This window comes from Ktedonosporobacter rubrisoli, from assembly GCF_004208415.1.
Lineage (GTDB): Bacteria > Chloroflexota > Ktedonobacteria > Ktedonobacterales > Ktedonobacteraceae > Ktedonosporobacter > Ktedonosporobacter rubrisoli.
Genome location: NZ_CP035758.1, coordinates 5,745,297 through 5,762,324 on the forward strand (window position 1 = coordinate 5,745,297; position 17,028 = coordinate 5,762,324).

Annotated in this window: 12 protein-coding genes; 5 read left to right on the forward strand and 7 right to left on the reverse strand. The window is 52.2% G+C overall.

Annotated features, from left to right (window positions below; genetic code table 11):
* Nucleotides 1–317: 317 nt before the first annotated feature.
* Entirely contained in the window at nt 318–2,348 is a 2,031-nt protein-coding gene (locus tag EPA93_RS25025) for a protein kinase domain-containing protein (protein ID WP_129890125.1), read from the forward strand.
* A gap of 250 nt (nt 2,349–2,598) precedes the next feature.
* Nucleotides 2,599–3,177 (forward strand): nitroreductase family protein, encoded by a 579-nt coding sequence (locus EPA93_RS25030; RefSeq protein WP_129890126.1) that lies wholly within the window; start codon nt 2,599–2,601, stop codon nt 3,175–3,177.
* Nucleotides 3,178–3,256: 79 nt separating this feature from the next.
* On the opposite strand, the gene EPA93_RS25035 is transcribed toward EPA93_RS25030, so the two are convergent.
* The 3 genes from EPA93_RS25035 to EPA93_RS25045 form a co-directional block, all read right to left on the reverse strand.
* Nucleotides 3,257–3,790, reverse strand: coding sequence for an adenine phosphoribosyltransferase (locus tag EPA93_RS25035; protein ID WP_207229201.1), 534 nt, complete (start codon nt 3,788–3,790; stop codon nt 3,257–3,259).
* A 547-nt stretch (nt 3,791–4,337) separates the two neighbouring features.
* Nucleotides 4,338–4,826, reverse strand: coding sequence for a large conductance mechanosensitive channel protein MscL (mscL, locus tag EPA93_RS25040; RefSeq protein ID WP_129890127.1), 489 nt, complete (start codon nt 4,824–4,826; stop codon nt 4,338–4,340).
* A 446-nt stretch (nt 4,827–5,272) separates the two neighbouring features.
* Entirely contained in the window at nt 5,273–7,714 is a 2,442-nt protein-coding gene (locus tag EPA93_RS25045; RefSeq protein WP_207229202.1) for an endonuclease MutS2, read from the reverse strand.
* A gap of 329 nt (nt 7,715–8,043) precedes the next feature.
* On the opposite strand from EPA93_RS25045, the gene EPA93_RS25050 reads away from it, so the two are divergent.
* Together EPA93_RS25050 and EPA93_RS25055 are read left to right on the forward strand one after the other, a co-directional pair.
* Nucleotides 8,044–8,478, forward strand: coding sequence for a hypothetical protein (locus EPA93_RS25050; protein ID WP_129890129.1), 435 nt, complete (start codon nt 8,044–8,046; stop codon nt 8,476–8,478).
* A gap of 117 nt (nt 8,479–8,595) precedes the next feature.
* Nucleotides 8,596–9,579: a zinc ribbon domain-containing protein gene (locus EPA93_RS25055; protein ID WP_129890130.1), complete on the forward strand. Its 984-nt coding sequence runs from the start codon at nt 8,596–8,598 to the stop codon at nt 9,577–9,579.
* A gap of 39 nt (nt 9,580–9,618) precedes the next feature.
* On the opposite strand, the gene lepB is transcribed toward EPA93_RS25055, so the two are convergent.
* Nucleotides 9,619–10,365: a signal peptidase I gene (lepB, locus tag EPA93_RS25060; protein ID WP_242527136.1), complete on the reverse strand. Its 747-nt coding sequence runs from the start codon at nt 10,363–10,365 to the stop codon at nt 9,619–9,621.
* 476 nt (nt 10,366–10,841) lie between these two features.
* On the opposite strand from lepB, the gene uvrA reads away from it, so the two are divergent.
* Entirely contained in the window at nt 10,842–14,021 is a 3,180-nt protein-coding gene (gene uvrA, locus EPA93_RS25065) for an excinuclease ABC subunit UvrA (protein ID WP_129890131.1), read from the forward strand.
* Here the strand turns inward: uvrA and EPA93_RS25070 are convergent.
* From EPA93_RS25070 to EPA93_RS25080, 3 genes are all read right to left on the reverse strand, one after another.
* Nucleotides 13,963–15,363, reverse strand: coding sequence for a glycosyltransferase family 4 protein (locus EPA93_RS25070; RefSeq protein ID WP_129890132.1), 1,401 nt, complete (start codon nt 15,361–15,363; stop codon nt 13,963–13,965). The two genes, uvrA and EPA93_RS25070, sit on opposite strands and share 59 nt — an antisense overlap.
* 125 nt (nt 15,364–15,488) lie before the next feature.
* A complete protein-coding gene (locus EPA93_RS25075; RefSeq protein ID WP_340689214.1) occupies nt 15,489–16,751 on the reverse strand; it encodes an RNA-guided endonuclease InsQ/TnpB family protein in 1,263 nt (420 codons plus the stop codon).
* Nucleotides 16,752–16,913, reverse strand: coding sequence for a YlcI/YnfO family protein (locus EPA93_RS25080; RefSeq protein WP_129890133.1), 162 nt, complete (start codon nt 16,911–16,913; stop codon nt 16,752–16,754).
* Nucleotides 16,914–17,028 lie beyond the last annotated feature (115 nt).

Below are 17,028 nucleotides of genomic sequence, written 5' to 3' on the forward strand. Positions count from 1 at the left end.
CATAAGCGCATGAGCTACTGCGGAAGATCATTTTACTCGTAGCTTCTTTTGCCTTAAGGACCAGCACTAGCTCCTTTCACAGCTCGCTCGCTTCCCTCTCCAACTGTCACTTCTTGCAGAATTGTGAAATATTACCACACAAATTCTTACTTTCCCCTCTTGCATCGGTTCCTATATCTACTTTATATATTTTAATAAAGCCCTATTATCCACTGTACTCAAGAGAAACCCAGATTACATCAGAGTTTTTTAATACCTTTAACCAGTTAATTCACGCGTGCCATTGGACAAAAGAAAAGCGCAAAGAGGATGCAGTTATGTTAAACCCGGGTAACTATCTTGGAAAGTACCGTGTCTTAGCTTGCCTCTCCAAAACTAGCATTTGTAGTGTGTATAAGGCCGAGTCTATCTATGGATCTACCGAGCCCGTTAGCATCCAGCTATGGGAAAACATTCATCTCTCCAATGCGGAAGGGCGTCAGGCCTTTTTGCAGGAGGCGCAGGCTCTGGCCCAACTTCAACATTCCTCCATTCACGCTATTCTTGACTACGGCCTCGAACAGGATATGCCCTATATAATTACTCCCTGCCCTGGCTTAGCCGTGGAAACGCTGCGCGAACGCCTCAATCATCAGCCGTCGCCCGGCCTGCGCGAGGCCCTGAATATCATCACGCAGATCGGTGACGCGCTTGCCTATGCCCATCGAAATCGTGTGGTACATGGCCGGCTCCGTCCTGAACATATCCTGCTGACCAAACAGGGTGAAGCGCTGCTCAATTTCCCTTTGCCCTCGCTACCAGATCCCGCTAACCCGCAACAGGCCAATGCATACCAGGCTCCCGAGCAATTGAAGGGTAACATCAGCAAGAGTAAGCTGAGCGATCAATACGCGCTTGCATGCATCGCGCGCGAGATCTTTACAGGTCAGCCTGGCAACAAAGTTGGGACACTCTTTGCGCGCACCAGGCGCACGCTCCCTACCACTGTAGAACAAGCGCTTCGCCGGGCTACTACCCAGCAGCCGGGAGATAGATATACGGATGTAGAGGCTTTTCTACAAGCCTTACTAACCAGGCCCGTAGAAAAAATGTCACCCCGCATTTTCTCACAATGGCATTCAGGCCATCAGCGTAATGCTGGGATTCCTAGACAAAGGCCACTCTGGCTGAAAGTCGGCGCAATTATCCTCCTTAGCGCTATATTGCTGGGTATAGCGATGCCGCTCATCATCATCTATGTGCCGGCCCGCGCCGCCACGATTAGCTTGACTCCGCTTAGCCAGCACCAACAAACTCAATACACGATAACCGCGGTTACCGGTACCCCCAACGCCTCTCAGCATGAAGTTGCTCACCGCTCCCTATCCTACACGACACCGCCTATCACCAAAACAGTTAATGCCTCTGGCAAAGGGCATCAGGATGCAGTTTCTGCCACAGGTACCCTGATCTTCTCGAACCCGGGCCAGGTTCTACGCCAAATCACAACCCAGGAAATCAAATATGGAGATATAAACATAGTCACAGACGTTCCCTTCGATCTAGATATGGGAGGAACTGTTTCGGTGCCTGCCCATGTTGTGCAGAAAGGTCCCGTTGGTAACATTCCAGCTCATGCGATGGATGGCATGTTTGATATCGTTGATATTGCCACCCAACAACGCATCACCACAGTATATGGAACCAATCCTCAGCCGTTCAGCGGTGGTCAGGATGGATATGACTATACCTTTGTGCAGCAAGAAGATATCGATAACACGGTCTCCCCGCTCAGGGATCAGCTCACAACGCAGGGCACTAACGAGCTCAAAAAAATGCCCAAGCCCAACGAAATTCTTGCCCACAGTGCAACACAAAGCGATATACAATGCTCTCCCAACGTAAAAACTGATCACCAAGCAAGTGATCGCGTCGCCGAGTTCACTGTAACAGTAACAGAAACCTGCCAGGCAGAAGCTTATGATCCGCAGCAGATCCAGAACACGGCTATTCAGTGGCTCAAGGCTGACAAGGCCACACAACTGGGCACGCACTATCGCCTGATTGGCGATATCATGGTCACCACACCTGTTATCCAGCAGGTTGACTTTAGCACGCACAAAATATATATATCGGTCAATACAGAGGGCATCTGGAGCTTTCAGCTTGATAAAGCCCAGCAGAGCTATATAACCCACCTCATTATGGGTAAACCACAGGCAGATGCCCTAAAACTACTGAATTCCAGCATAGGTGTAGCAAAGGCCAGCATTAGCACCACCGGCTTCCTGGGAACCGCCATACCGACTACTCAGGAAGCTATCAAATTTGTCATCATCAACGTTAGTGGATTGCAGCACAATCCATAAATAGATATAGCTAAACATGGCTCAGCTTAAATTAAGCACTGCTAGCAGATAATACCGGCTCATATGCTCAGCAGGCAGCGGGATGTTTGTCTCGCTGCCTTTTGTTGTCATAGACAAATACAATTTTTGTCCTTTAAAGTTCTTCTCGTTCGTGAATAAAATAGGCCCCCAAAGCGGTAATAAGTTTGACAAAATCTCCGCAGTAGCATATAAAAGTGAAAAGCAAGCGATCAATTAAAGAGAGAAGATTATGACAGTTTTTGAGACGATAAAGCGACGGCGCAGCATCGGGAAGATGACGGAGCAGCGCCCCACGCGTACCCAAATTGAACAGTTACTAGAGGCGGCCACGCATGCTCCTAACCATCATAAAGTCGAGCCATGGAAATTTTTCGTTCTAGCCGGCAAGGCGCGTCAGGAATTGGGCTCAATTATGGCCGAGGCGCTGGCCGCACGTCTGCATGATGTCCCGGCTGATAAGGCTGAGGCCATGCTCAATAAGGAACGCAACAAACCATTACGCTCCCCTGTGCTGATCGTCGTAGCTGCCGAGCATGCGCAGCAGGCAAAGGTGCTCGACATCGAAAATATTGAGGCTGCGGCCGCTGCTACCCAGAACATGCTGCTGGCCGCCGAAGAGATGGGCCTGGCCTGTATGTGGCGCACAGGAGATGCGGCTTACAATCAGCGCGTCAAGCAATGGCTGAATCTGACGCCTGAGGATCATATCGTAGGCATTGTCTATGTCGGCTTCCCAGCAATTTCTGCCACTGAGCGCCATCCTGCGCCGGTTGAAGCAAAAACAGCCTGGTTGGGCTGGCAAGAGTAGCTAATAAGCAAGCAAATCTTTCAGCAAAAAGGAGATGAGCAATTTATTGGGGCTCATCTCCTCTTATTTGTGCAGGTTGCTAATATTTAATCAGAGCAAAAACATCATGCCCCTTGAGCTTTTCGCGCCCTTTGAGGAAGGTCAGCTCAACCAGAAAGGCCACCCCGGCAATATGGCCGCCAAGGCGTTCCACAAGCTCGATAGAGGCCGATACAGTACCGCCGGTAGCCAGCAGATCGTCAACGATAAGCACGCGCTCACCGGGTTTTACCGCGTCCTTATGTATCTCCACCACATTGGTACCATACTCTAGTGCATATTCAACGCTCTCTGTCGGTGCCGGTAGTTTGCCAAACTTACGTACTGGCACAAAACCGCAATTCAGCAGATACGCCAGGGGAGCGCCAAAAATAAACCCTCTCGACTCGACGCCCACAACGGTTTGAATACCAGAGCCGGTATAATGAGCCGCCATGCGCTCCATAGCCGCACGAAACGTTGCACCATCCTGCAATAAAGGCGTAATGTCCTTGAAGAGGACACCTTTTTGCGGAAAATCCTGGATATCACGTATTCGGTCTTCCAGGCGTATAGGCTCAGATGTTGACGACATGAGCTATCTTCTCCTATGTCTATATGAAATCTGCATCACTTAGTTTCAGGCGCTCACGCTCATTCTTCCCGAACAATGCACTGAATTTCGCGCATTTCAGGATGAGCATTAGAGATCCCTGAAACTCTAAGAGGTCAAGTGAAATTGCACTCAGGGCCGCCAAGATATATTATACGCCAGGCTTCCCCACTTCTTATTACGTCACCAAAGCTTGGACTATCCCTATTACTCTGGTCTGGAACGACACTAGCTGCCTTGTAAGGCTAGTAGGGGCACAGCAGATCACGGTTAGCTTTGTTTATCGCGTGCTGCTCTGCGTTGGGGACTGCCCTGACTACTTCGCTTACTCGTAGAGACATCTGGCCATTCCTGCATTTGCACCTGACCCGATTGCTCGTCTCTGAGCACATCATCTTTCAGTTGAATAGCTCTCATAGTTACCCGGTGGCAGGCAGTAGAGATACTATTATTGTCAACTACGCTTTGCAGTATACTCTAGCCTGCCACAGCATGCAAGTTAACTACCCCAATATATGTACCATGTTTATCAGACGGTTTGAGTTTCAGGAGTATCGGACGGCGGTAGCTGAGCCGTACAATAGGCGCAGCGCGTCGCTTTGATTGGAACAGAACTCAAGCAGAATGGGCATTCGCGCGTGGTTGGCGCCTCGTCTTTATGCGGAAAAAAGCGGTCCTGCAAAGCGTTGACCGGGCGTACCACGAAGAAATAGACGACAGCCGCTGTGAGCAAGAACGTGATCAGAGTGCCGATGAAATGTCCCCACATGAACCCCGCGGTTTGAGCCGAATTGAGCGTGCTAACATTGGCAACCTTTCCTATCAAAGGCTGCAGGAAATCATTGACCATGGCCGTGACGACAGAATTGAAAGAGGCACCAATGACAATACCAACCGCCAGATCTACCACGTTGCCACGCAAAATAAACTTCTGGAAACCACCTAACTCGCGCAAGCCAGCATGCAAGCCGCGCTTCCCTATATCGCTCACATCTAGAGCAGCTCGCTCCCTATCCATAGGCTACCAAAACTCCCTTCATCAAACAGTGCAATGAGAACTGTCTCATCAGGCATTCTCAGCACATGGTTTTTTCGCAAGTCTCAACCTACACATTTGCCGCAAGCTCGGTCCCAGGCCTTTATCACCTGTAGGACACCATCCTTAGATTAGCATATAGGGATGCAGATTACTAGCCATTTCGTACCGCATCCAACAAAATCAATTCATTCCTTATTTGATCTCTTCAGCAAGAAATCAAGGTTAAAGCTTTTGCAGATGGAAGAGCGCTCTGTAGAGATGAAGATCCGACCCTTGCCGGAAGAGGTGGCCGATGCTTACAAAGCTTGCGAATTGAGCGAGGAATTTGCAGGATATGAGCAATGAGGATGGGAGCCAACAGGCTGGCAAACAATTAAAGGCATCCAGCTAGTGACTGGATGCCCTGACACAAAAACCTTGTGAGCTCAGGCGCTCAACTTAACGATGGTCACACCATCCCCACCTTCCTGGGGAGGCGCCGAGGCATACGACTTGACCAGGGGATGACGCGCAAGCTGCTGACGTACCGCAGCGCGCAAGGCGCCGGTCCCTTTCCCATGCACAATGCGCACAGAAGCCATGCCAGACATCGCCGCATCGTTAAGATAGCTCTCCATCTCTTCCAGCGCCTCTTCAACCCTCCTACCACGCATATCGAGCTGTGTAGAGACCGGAGCCCGATCCTCGTAATGCGGAACGACAATGGATCTTGTGCGTTCTTCGGCCGCGGCTTTGCGCTTGCTCACGCGCTCAATGCTGTCAACATTGACGCGGAAGCGCAAGGCTCCCATCTGCACCTCAGCCTCGCTATGATCAGCCGACAGACCAACCAGCTCGGCATTCTGCCCAAAGCTGAGCACGTGCACAGTATCGCCGATCTGCAATGGTCCTTCCAAGCGCTCCTGCGCTGGCTCAGCCGGTCGTGGCCGCCGGGGCTCAGGAATAAGCGAAATCTTTTCTTCCATATCGCGCGTCGTCTGGCGGGCCTGCCCCAGGCGTTCGCGCGAGATATTGCCGCGCCTCACCTCAACCTTGATTCTTGCCAGCGCCGACTGCACTTCCTCTAACTCGCGCCGAGCCTGCAGGCGAGCCTCGTTGAGAATCTTGACGCGCTGCTCTTCCAGGCTGTGGCGCTCTTCCTCAAGCAGCTTGCGCTGATACTCGGCTTCGGCACGCTCCATACTGAGTTGGAAGTGCTCATCTTCAGCCGCCTTCCGCTCCGATTGCAGCCCCTCCAGCAAGTTTTCCATATGCACGCCTGCGCTGCCAAGAAATTCGCGTCCCTGCTCAATGATGCGCTCATCAAGACCCAGACGAGTAGCGATAGCCAGGGCATTACTGCGTCCCGGCAGGCCGATGCTTAATCTGTAAGTCGGCGAAAGCGTCTCGACATTAAACTCGACCGAAGCATTCACCACGCCCGGCTGCTCATGGGCAAAGGCTTTGAGCTCAGAATAGTGAGTCGTCGCCACGGTAGCCACACGATGTTCCAGCAGATAGGTCAGGATAGCCCGTGCCAGCGCCGAGCCCTCGCTCGGATCGGTGCCCGCGCCCAACTCGTCAAGGAGGACCAGCGCGCCAGGCATATGGTCAGCAGCGCGTTTGATGAGCTCCTCAGACATCTTGCCGTGGATATCAGGAACCTGCTGCTTCTCCAGCTCCTCGACGCGATGCAGGATCTCGATAATACGGCTCAAGTGCGAGGAAAACGTACTCAAGCTCTGCTCAATGCTCTGCTCATCGCCAATATCGGCAAAGATATCAGCAAATACAGCGAGCTCCGAATCATGCTCTGCAGGAACGTGCAAGCCAGCCTGGGCCATAAGTGTCAGCAGGCCGACAGTCTTCAGGGCCACAGTTTTACCGCCGGTATTAGGGCCGGTTACCACGACCATCGAGAAGTCGCGTCCCAGGCGAAAGTTGATAGGTACCACCTTGCCGGTCAACAAGGGATGGCGAGCATTGCGCAGCTCGATGCGGCCCTCGGCGTTAAGACGAGGCGCCACCGCGCGCGTCATACGTGCGTAACGCGCCTTGGCTAAATGCAAATCGAACTCGGCCAGCAGCTCAACCGCAACTTTCAGCGCCTCAGCTTCAGCGCCAATCTCCGAGGAGAGCACGCGCAAGATCCGCTCAATCTCCTGCCGTTCCTCGATCTGCAACTGTCGTAACTTATTATTGAGCTCTACAACTACCATCGGCTCAACATACACAGTAGCGCCACTGGCTGATTGATCATGCACAATACCGCGCACCTGGCTGCGGTTCTCGGACTTGACAGGAACGACATAGCGATCATTGCGAATCGTAATGAGCTGCTCTTGCAAAGCCGGTCCAAACTCGCTCACCAGTGTGCGCAAGCGATCCTGCAAACGCTGGTTGGCGCCCCGAATATCAAAGCGCAGCTTACGCAGTGTCGAGCTAGCCGAATCGAGCACCTCACCCTCTTCGCTCACCGTCTCCTCAATACGCCTGACAAGCTGTTGACGTGTTGGAATGTCGGCCCCTAAGCTATGGAGGAGCGGAAAATTTTCCGCGTCAAGTTTCTCCAGAAGCCGCGCCACATAGATAGCGCTGCGGACCGTACCCAACACATCTACAAGATCGGCGGGGCTCAGGACTCCATCGCGGGCTGCACGAACCAACAATGGACGAATATCATGAGCGCCGCGCACACCTGCGTCGGCATACAAATCAATTAAGTTGGAGGCCTCGCTGGTATACGCCAGACGACGCTGGGCCTCCTGCAGATCGGCCGCCGGCAGCAGTTCCGTAACCAGGGTTTTACTTGCCGAAAAAGCGGCTTCGCTGGCTACTTTAGCCAGGATCTTAGGATATTCTAGTGTAAGTAAACTTTTCTCGTGCATAACTATCTTCTAATGAGTCCTCTACATAATACATGCGCCCCGCCCAGGCGCACCATCATACGTGTTAACCAAAAAAATGCCAAATGTAAGATACCATATTTAGTCCGAGATGAAAATATGCCCACAAAAGATCTTCCAGGCGGCAAAGCTCCTTTCGCGCATCTTTAGAGCCAGAATGAGCCTGCGCGCGATCTAGCAGTGCAAAAATGCGTAACCTCAGGCATCTCTGATTCGTGCTTACTAGAGCCACAAGTCATATGGAACTCTCGTCTAACTTCAGCGTATAGCATAGTGTGACCATTTAGCTAACAGAATAGGAGTCGTTGCACATGATTCTCCATAAAGGAGAGCGCGTTTTCTGGGGCACTCCCGAGATCATCTATCTGGAAGGGACTATTGTCGCACTCGAAGAGCAGCAACAGTCGGTGGTCATCCACATTGAGCGCGCAACCGAATACTCGGCCCACCTCATTGGGACAGATGTTACGTTTGCCGCCAATGGCGTCAAACCGCTCGTCGGCGAGAGCCCACCGGGAACAACCAGCGTACGCGCAACTGAACGCAAGACGCCCCGCCAGATGAGCGATGTCGAAAAAATCAACAGCGCGGCCGCCGCCGCAGTACATCAACAGTATGGCTATACCTTACCGCAGGAACAGGAACAAACCTTAATCAAGCAGGTGGCCAGTGCGCTAAACCAGGACCCTGCCTTGCGCCAGCAAATTATCAACTCAATGGACGAAATATTGCGCCGCGAACTCTAACCATACAGGAAGTTAGGCCTACTACATATAGACGTAAACCCGCCGGAAGCATATACTAATATATCATAAGATGCATGGCGAAGTGCACTAAAACACAAGCTAGAATGAGGAGTTTCTATGAACTGTAGGTATTGCAACAAGCCCATTAACGCGCATGCACGCTTTTGCTCAAATTGCGGCAAACCCATTGCTATACCTCCACCGGAGGCGACACCTTCACCCCCCGAAGCGCTCTTAGAAGGCGATGAGGAGACTGTCGAAATCAGGCCGCTGCCTGCTTCACAACATCCTGAGTGGGCGATCACAGAAACTTCTACGCAATCATTACAACAACAAGAATCCGCACAATCTTCCCATCCAGAGCTGTGGGAAGATCAAAAACAGTCAGAATATTCCCGGACGAATACACCTCCCACGCTGCCCATCGCGAGTATACAATCGCAGACAGCACAGCCGGCACCGCCTCCTGCGCAGCCGCTGGCTCTGCAGTATCCTACCACACACAGTACCAAAGGCTCCAAGGCTCCATCGGCCACTATCAACGTTGAACCAACAAAACGGGAGGGACCCAGGCGCAGTACAGGCTGCTGTATTCTAGGCTGCCTGGGCACGCTCGTCCTGCTGGCCGTACTGTTAGGCGCTGGCTGGTTCTTTGCCTTACGCCCCTATCTCCATGACACGGCTCAGAGCCAGATCGATCAGGCCACCTCAGCAGCTATAGCGCGCATCCCGCCAGAAGTCGCCCTTCTGCCTGCTGGCCCGCTCAAGATTCAAGAGACGACCCTCAATAGCCTGTTGAATAATATGCTTGGCTCGACCACGCTTATTCAAAACCCGGCAGCGCAGATCAGTCCCGACCATATACGCTTCATGTTCCAAATCTATGGCAACTCTTGCGCGATTACCGCTGTCCCGCAGGTAACGAATGGACAGCTTGCCGTCACCAATATGAGTATCGATGGCATCTTTGGCCTGATCATGACACCTGCAGAGATGACAAACATCGTGAACCAGCACCTGCTAGAAGCCCAGAAGCAGATCAAACACAATATTCGCAGCGTTCAACTACTCAACCAGGAAATAGATCTCCAGCTTGGGTAACTATCTCCCCTCCAGGTCCCCAGCCACTGTGGCTCAACTCTACTTGCGTCTACGCCTCACTCCCACAAATACTCCCGGCATAAGCACTGCAAATAGCATATTCATGTCGACGCCATTGTTAGGCGAGGCTGGATGAGGAGTTGCAGGCCCCAACGTCGCAGGACGCGCATTGATTACCTGACAAACACTGCCAACCTTGCCCGTAGGGGCGGGAACGTTAGCAAACACCGAGGATACGCCTGGCAATAAGCCGTTGTTGTCTTGCCCCAGAGGCCAGTAGACTAACGCTGCTCGGCCGACAATGTTCTCTCGGGGCACACAACCCCAATCGCGCGAGTCCGAGCTGCCATTACGATTGTCACCAAGCACAAGATAGGTATTCGGCGGAACAAGACGATTGCTAAATGACGGATAGGGGTTGCCCTGGTTATGTGGATCAACATAGGGCTCGTTGAGCAGTACGCCGTTCACGTAGACGGCGTTTCCTTTGATCGTCACGATATCACCGGGTAATCCGATAACTCGCTTGATATAATCTTGCGACGGATTGGGAGGTGCAACAAAGACAACTATATCGCCACGGGTCGGGGAACGAAACAGGTAGGACCACTTATCCACAAGAATAAGCTCAGTATTATGCAGCCCTGGCTCCATACTATGCCCATCAATGTTGAAGTTCTGCACAGCCAGACGGATAACCAGAAACATCAGAACAGTCAGGACTACAGTCTCGATGATCTCACGAACCAGGCGGTAGCGTTTCTCAAAATCAAGTTCTATTTCCACCGATTTTCCTCTATACGATAATTTTAAAAATGGCACATGTCTTGTAACAGATGAAACTCATGGAACAGTCTCCACAAGAAACCAACCTATTTCATTGTATTCCATCTCAACAAATTGCAGGCCAGGAATACTCGTTCTCACACAGAAACTGGCTTCCAGCTAGCTCATAGGCATAGGCACGCCATTAGGAAATAATGGCTAAGGAAGCTGTGTTATCTATTATGCGTAGCTTTTTTGCCGGATGATCGTAGCCATGTCCACACTTTTATCGCCCAGATTACACATTATGTCAAACATAGAGGCCTGGCTTTGCCATAAAATCCTATAACCTCTTGACGCGAGGGATAGAGTATAGTACTGTTATATGGAACGTTTGTTTGCATATTTTACTCCGGCCCTGCTTGTAAGCAAGCAATAAACTAAAAATCATTCTATTATAAGAACGTACGATTTAGAGCGACGGACGGTTAAATTACATGCCCCAGGATAAAATAGTAGTACGTGGTGCTCGTGAGCACAACTTAAAAAACATTGATGTGACCATCCCACGCGATAAGCTGGTGGTCATTACCGGCCTTTCTGGCTCGGGCAAAAGTAGCCTGGCCTTCGACACCATCTTCGCTGAAGGGCAGCGGCGCTATGTTGAATCGTTATCAGCCTACGCACGCCAGTTCCTTGACAAGATGGACAAGCCTGACGTAGACCATATCGACGGGCTCTCGCCGGCCATCTCCATCGATCAAAAAGGGGCCACGCATAATCCTCGTTCAACTGTTGGCACAGTCACCGAGATCTACGACTATTTGCGCCTCCTTTATGCACGCGTTGGTCATCAACACTGCCCCAAATGTGGGCGCGAGGTGAGTCAACAAACGATTCAGCAGATCGTTGATGCCGTCCTGAGCTTGCCTGACGGCTCGCGTATCCTCCTGCTCGCGCCTCTTATCCAGGGTCGCAAGGGCGAATATAAGAATGTCTTTGAGGAGATGCGCCGCGCCGGCTATGTTCGTGTGCGCGTGGATGGTCAGATCCAGGATCTTAGCGAAGAAATCGAGCTGGATAAACAGAAGAAGCATACTATCGAGGTCGTCGTTGATCGCCTGGTTATTCGTAAGGGCAAGAAAGCTGAGGCTAACGGCGCCGGGAGCGATGCGCAGCGTAGCCCCCTGAAGATGGTAGCTGAGCGCCCGGCTCTCTATGAGGTGAAAGCCGATGAGGAGTCGGCTGAGCCGGCTATCACTCAACATGAAGATGTTGACCCGGCCTTCCGTCAGCGCCTCTCGGATTCGCTGGAGACAACGCTTAAGCTTGGTAACGGCGTAGTGCTGGTCTCGGTGATTGGGAGCGAGGAGATTCTCTTCTCGGAGAAGGCTGCTTGCGTCTATTGTGGGATCAGCTTGCCCGAAATTGCCCCTCGTTCTTTCAGCTTTAATAGCCCGCATGGAGCCTGCCCAACCTGCACCGGTCTGGGCACGCAACAGGAGATCGACGCCGAACTGATTGTGACGCATCCAGAATTGAGTATCCGTGATGGGGCTATCGCGCCCTGGAGTAAGGTTGTCAATGGCAGCCAGTGGCATAGCTCGATGCTAGAAGCGCTGGCCGAGCGCTTCAACTTTAGCCTCGATACACCCTGGAATGAGCTCAGCGAGGATCTGCATCAGAAGATCATGTATGGAGTCTCCGAGCCGCTTACGATCCGCTATACGCCTCAGAACGGCCATACGCGCAATTATACAGTCCACTTTGAAGGCGTCATTCCCAGTCTTGATAAGCGCTATAAGCAGACTGAGAGCGAAGGTGTGCGCGAAGAGATCGAGGGCTATATGACCGCGCGCGTCTGCCCCGATTGCCGAGGGGCACGCCTCAAGCCTGAGGCTCTGGCGGTGACTATTGGTGGACGCAATGTGGTTCAGGTTACAAGCCTCTCTATCGTTCTGGCGCAACGCTTCTTCCAGCAATTGGAGTCCGAGGAACTGTCAACCCCGACAACAGCGCCGGCGCAGAGCACAACCTCTAAAGCTAATGGCAAGAAGAATGGCAATGGCAAAGGGAAAGCCTCAAGCTCGTTACTTGGCGATCCTCTGACTCCCATTGATCCGCAAGGGCCGCTGGTCCTGAGCGTATTGAGTGCGCGCGAACAGATCATCGCTCGACAGATTCTCAAAGAGATTCGAGCTCGTCTGCAGTTCTTGATAGATGTGGGTCTTGATTACCTGACCCTGAATCGAGCGGCCATGAGCCTTTCAGGTGGTGAAGCCCAGCGTATCCGCCTGGCCACCCAGATTGGTTCTGGCCTGATGGGCGTCCTGTACATTCTTGACGAACCTAGCATCGGCCTCCATCAGCGCGATAACGAGCGCCTGATCAAGACGCTGGTGCGTCTGCGCAACCTGGGCAATACCTTGCTGGTAGTTGAGCATGACGAAGATACGATGCGAACTGCCGATTATATTATCGATATCGGTCCTGGAGCTGGCGAGCATGGCGGCAAGGTAGTGGCAGCCGGGACCTATGAAGAGATCGTGGCCAATCACGATTCGTTGACTGGCGATTATCTGGCCCATCGCAAATCCGTGGCGATACCCGAGCAGCGCCGGCCAGGCAACGGTCAGAGCTTGCTGATTACTGGCGCGCGCGAGAACAACTTGAAAAATGTCGATGTCGAGGTTCCGCTGGGCAAATTCGTGGTAGTTACCGGCGTCTCGGGCTCAGGCAAAAGTACGCTGATTACCGATATTCTGTATCGCAAATTATCGCATACGTTCCACCGCTCACATGAGCGACCTGGCGAGCACGACGAGATCAGTGGCCTGGAGAATCTCGACAAAGTAATTGATATAGATCAGTCGCCGATCGGGCGCACGCCTCGCTCTAATCCGGCAACCTATACTAATGCCTTTACGGGAATACGCGAGCTCTTCGCCCAGGTTCCCGAGTCTCGCATACGCGGGTATCAGCCCGGACGCTTCTCTTTCAACGTCAAGGGCGGGCGCTGTGAGGCCTGTAAGGGCGAAGGCATCGTCAGAATCGAGATGAACTTCCTGCCAGACGTCTATGTGCCGTGCGAGGTATGCCATGGCAAGCGCTACAACCGCGAAGCCCTGGAGATCCATTACAAAGGCAAGAGTATCGCTGACGTTCTGGATATGACGGTTGAGGAAGCAACAGCTTTCTTCTCCAACGTGCCATCGATCTATAACAAGATGAAGACACTCAACGATGTCGGTCTTGGCTATATGCGCCTGGGTCAGCCGGCAACAACGCTTTCAGGTGGTGAAGCGCAGCGTGTTAAGCTGGCGACAGAGCTCTCGCGCCGGGCTACCGGGCGAACCCTCTATATCCTTGACGAGCCAACGACTGGTCTGCACTTTGCCGATGTGGAGCGCTTGCTGGAAGTCCTCCAACGTCTTGTGGATGCCGGCAACACCATCGTGGTAATTGAGCATAATCTTGATGTGATAAAGAGCGCTGACTGGATTATTGATCTGGGACCCGAGGGAGGCGACAACGGCGGACGCGTGATTGCTCAGGGGACACCAGAAGAAGTGGCCGAGAACGAACAGTCCTATACTGGCCACTTCCTGCAGCGTTTATTCAATGAGGTAAGCGCCCACGCGATAGCACAGCAGATTGATCCGGCGATGGTAAGGTAGCTTCATTGCTCGTAGTAGTCTCACGCTTAGATTGTTCAGGGGCCGTGGCTTGCTGCTCATCCGCAGCAGGCTCGGTCTCTCCTCCTACCGGCGCCGGAGTCGGCCCGCCCGGCTCCATAGGCACGCCGCGCTGACGCTGCCGATAGTCAATCCAGATGATAATCCCGGCCATCGTCAGACCCACCAGCCCAATACCAATCAGCTTGTAGAGACGTGGCATCTGCAGTCCCATTACCCCAAAGACAATCGTGAGGCCATAGAAAAGATAGCAGATCTGTTTGGCACTCAGCCCGGTCGCCTTCAGGCGGTAATGCAAGTGCGTGTTATCGTAGTGTAAGGGGCTCTGTCCGCGCCTCACCCGGTTGAGCATCACAATCGCAACGTCGAGGATCGGAATGCCCAGGACCATCAGGGCCAGAGCGATTTTCGCTCCGCCAATAATAGCGAGTACGGCCAGGCCAACGCCGAGAAATTGTGAGCCGCTATCGCCCATAAAAATCCTGGCAGGATTCCAGTTGTGAGGCAAAAAGCCCAGCACGGCCCCTGTGAAGATCGCTGAGAGAATGGCAATGCTATGCTGCCCCAATGTCCAGCTGATGATCGTAATAAACAGGCCAGTAATCCCCACTACGCCAGTTGCCAGCCCATCCACACCATCGATCAAATTCACTGTATTCATCATGCCCACGATCCAGAACCAGGTAAAGAGGATCGCCGGGATAGCCAGCAAGGAGATTTCTGGCCGGTGAATAAAGAGGGTCAAAATGGGCTCACGATACCAGGGCAAACCGAGATGATGGATATTTACGCCGAAAGGATTGCTAAAACCATACAGGAAGACCCCACAAAAATGGAGCTTTCCATCCAGGCCCGAGCCATCACTGCACGTACCAGGTCCGAGAATAATCAGCACGGCCAGGGTCTGAGCCAGGAGCTTGGGCCAGGGCTTTACGCCCTTCACATCATCATAGACATGCACCACAACAATCAAAGTCGCCGCCACCAGCAATAGCCAGTATCTGGTCACTTCGGCGCTGGGTATGCTTTTATCGGTAGCATAGAAAAGTAGAGAGGCAACAACAAAGGCAAGAAACATCGCCACTCCGCCCAGGCGTGGAACTGCCTCTTTATGCTCCCTTATACGCTCACCATCGTTGCCAGGCTCATCTAACCAGCCAACCTTGCGACAAACAGCAATTACGCCGAACGTCGAGAGGTACGCAAGCAAAAACGCACACACCCCACCAACCAGCAATAAGATGAGATCATTTGAGAAGATTTGAAACAGAGAAGTAGAAAAGTCTGCGAGTAATTGTGGCTGAAAATTATATGCCAAAACCATACGCTTGCCCCCTATGGCGGAGTGTTGTAGTCCAAAATGCTGACAGAACGATAATAACCCCCATCTATCGGTCCGATTATACGGCCTCTATCTGTGAAGTACCCCATGCATAAAAGCGGGGGCTTCTACAGTCCTCCCGCGTGGGAGCGCTGTGGGACACTTCCTGCCCCATTCACTTTCTTGAGACGATAGCGATGCAAGATATTGCGAGCGGCATTGTGGTCCCTGTCCAATTCACAACCACAGTGAGGACAGGAAAGCCAGCGTACCGAAAGGTCCTTTGGTACAACGCACCCACACTGACTACATGCCTGGGAGGTTCCATGGGGCGCTACCTGAGCAACTGTCGAGCCAGCCTCTTCCGCTTTGCTGCTACAGAGTGCGACAAATGCGCCCCATCCTGCATCCAGGATGCTTTTATTCAATCCGCCATTGGCGGATGCCCCATTGGGAAGATAGGTCCCATTTTCGTCTTGTTTGGGTTGGGGCGCTTTGGTCATGTTCTCAATTTTGAGATCTTCAAAGACCAGCGTCCCATAGGTCGTGACCAGCTTGTGAGACGCTTGATGCAAGAAGTCCCGCCGTTTGTTACGAGATTTTCGATAGAGTCGAGACAACTCTTTCTTTGCACGGTTGCGCCGGTGACTGCCTTTCTTGCGCCGTGCAATCTTCTGATGTGCTTTTTTGATCGCTTCTTCTGCCTTGCGATAGATACGCGGGTTTTCGATGAAGGTCCCATTAGAGAGTGCTGCAAAGGTGTTGATCCCCAAATCGATGCCGATCTCTTCTTCAGATGGATGGAAGGCCATGGAAGCAGCGAACGCATATTCCGTAGTGAAAACAGCATACCACTGCTCTCCCTCCCGTTTGATGGTACACGTTTTGATGGTGCCTTGCATCTGGCGATGCTGCTTGATCTTGATATGCCCGATCTTGCTGAGAGAGAGGCGCTTGTTGACGATTTCATAGCCGCCCTGGGGATAGGTGAAAGAGTCATAGCGGTCTGCCGACTTGAAACGAGGATAGCCGGGAGTCTCGCCATTCTTGACCCGCCTGAAGAAAGCATCCATAGCCTTGTCGAGACGTTTGAGGACATCTTGTTGCACCTGGCTATAAATGTCCTGGTACTCTTCCCGCAATGCTTTGATGGCAGGCAATTGGTGAGCTTGCATGTTGTAGGAAACAGACACGCCGTTCATTCGGTACGCTTCACGGCGCTCTTCAAGAGCCGCATTGTACAGCTCTTTGCAACGCCTCAGCGTCCATTCCAGCTTCCCTATTTGCTTTTGTGTTGGGGAGATACGGAATTTGTACGCTTTGTTGCGAAGGTGAGGATTGTTTGGCTTGCGCACTTTCTTCAGGTGTGTCTGCTTTCCTCTTTGAACCACCTATTTGCCTTTCTGGTTTCGTTTGATATGCTCTTCCAGAGCAGTCAAGATTTCCCCATTGAGGGACCGATTGCGCTGCTTTGCGATCTCCTTCATCTGTTCCAACACTTGAGCAGGAAAGCGGATAGAGAGCGATTTTGTTTCTTTTTCTTTCTCACTCATACACCTATTTTACAGCTAAATTGGACGTTTGTCAAGGGCTACGGTACCCCTCAAGTAAGGAACGGCCCTTGTCTCTCTATGCTTAAAAGCAGGGGTTTTACGGGCCGGTTCGATA

Bases quoted from the DNA above. Each gene is read 5' to 3' on its own strand.
- EPA93_RS25080 (WP_129890133.1), bottom strand. From the start codon at position 16,913: ATGAGTGAGAAAGAAAAAGAAACAAAATCGCTCTCTATCCGCTTTCCT.
- uvrA (WP_129890131.1), top strand. From the start codon at position 10,842: ATGCCCCAGGATAAAATAGTAGTACGTGGTGCTCGTGAGCACAACTTA.
- EPA93_RS25045 (WP_207229202.1), bottom strand. From the start codon at position 7,714: ATGCACGAGAAAAGTTTACTTACACTAGAATATCCTAAGATCCTGGCT.
- EPA93_RS25035 (WP_207229201.1), bottom strand. From the start codon at position 3,790: ATGTCGTCAACATCTGAGCCTATACGCCTGGAAGACCGAATACGTGAT.
- EPA93_RS25050 (WP_129890129.1), top strand. From the start codon at position 8,044: ATGATTCTCCATAAAGGAGAGCGCGTTTTCTGGGGCACTCCCGAGATC.
- EPA93_RS25055 (WP_129890130.1), top strand. From the start codon at position 8,596: ATGAACTGTAGGTATTGCAACAAGCCCATTAACGCGCATGCACGCTTT.
- EPA93_RS25025 (WP_129890125.1), top strand. From the start codon at position 318: ATGTTAAACCCGGGTAACTATCTTGGAAAGTACCGTGTCTTAGCTTGC.
- EPA93_RS25030 (WP_129890126.1), top strand. From the start codon at position 2,599: ATGACAGTTTTTGAGACGATAAAGCGACGGCGCAGCATCGGGAAGATG.
- EPA93_RS25070 (WP_129890132.1), bottom strand. From the start codon at position 15,363: ATGGTTTTGGCATATAATTTTCAGCCACAATTACTCGCAGACTTTTCT.
- mscL (WP_129890127.1), bottom strand. From the start codon at position 4,826: ATGGATAGGGAGCGAGCTGCTCTAGATGTGAGCGATATAGGGAAGCGC.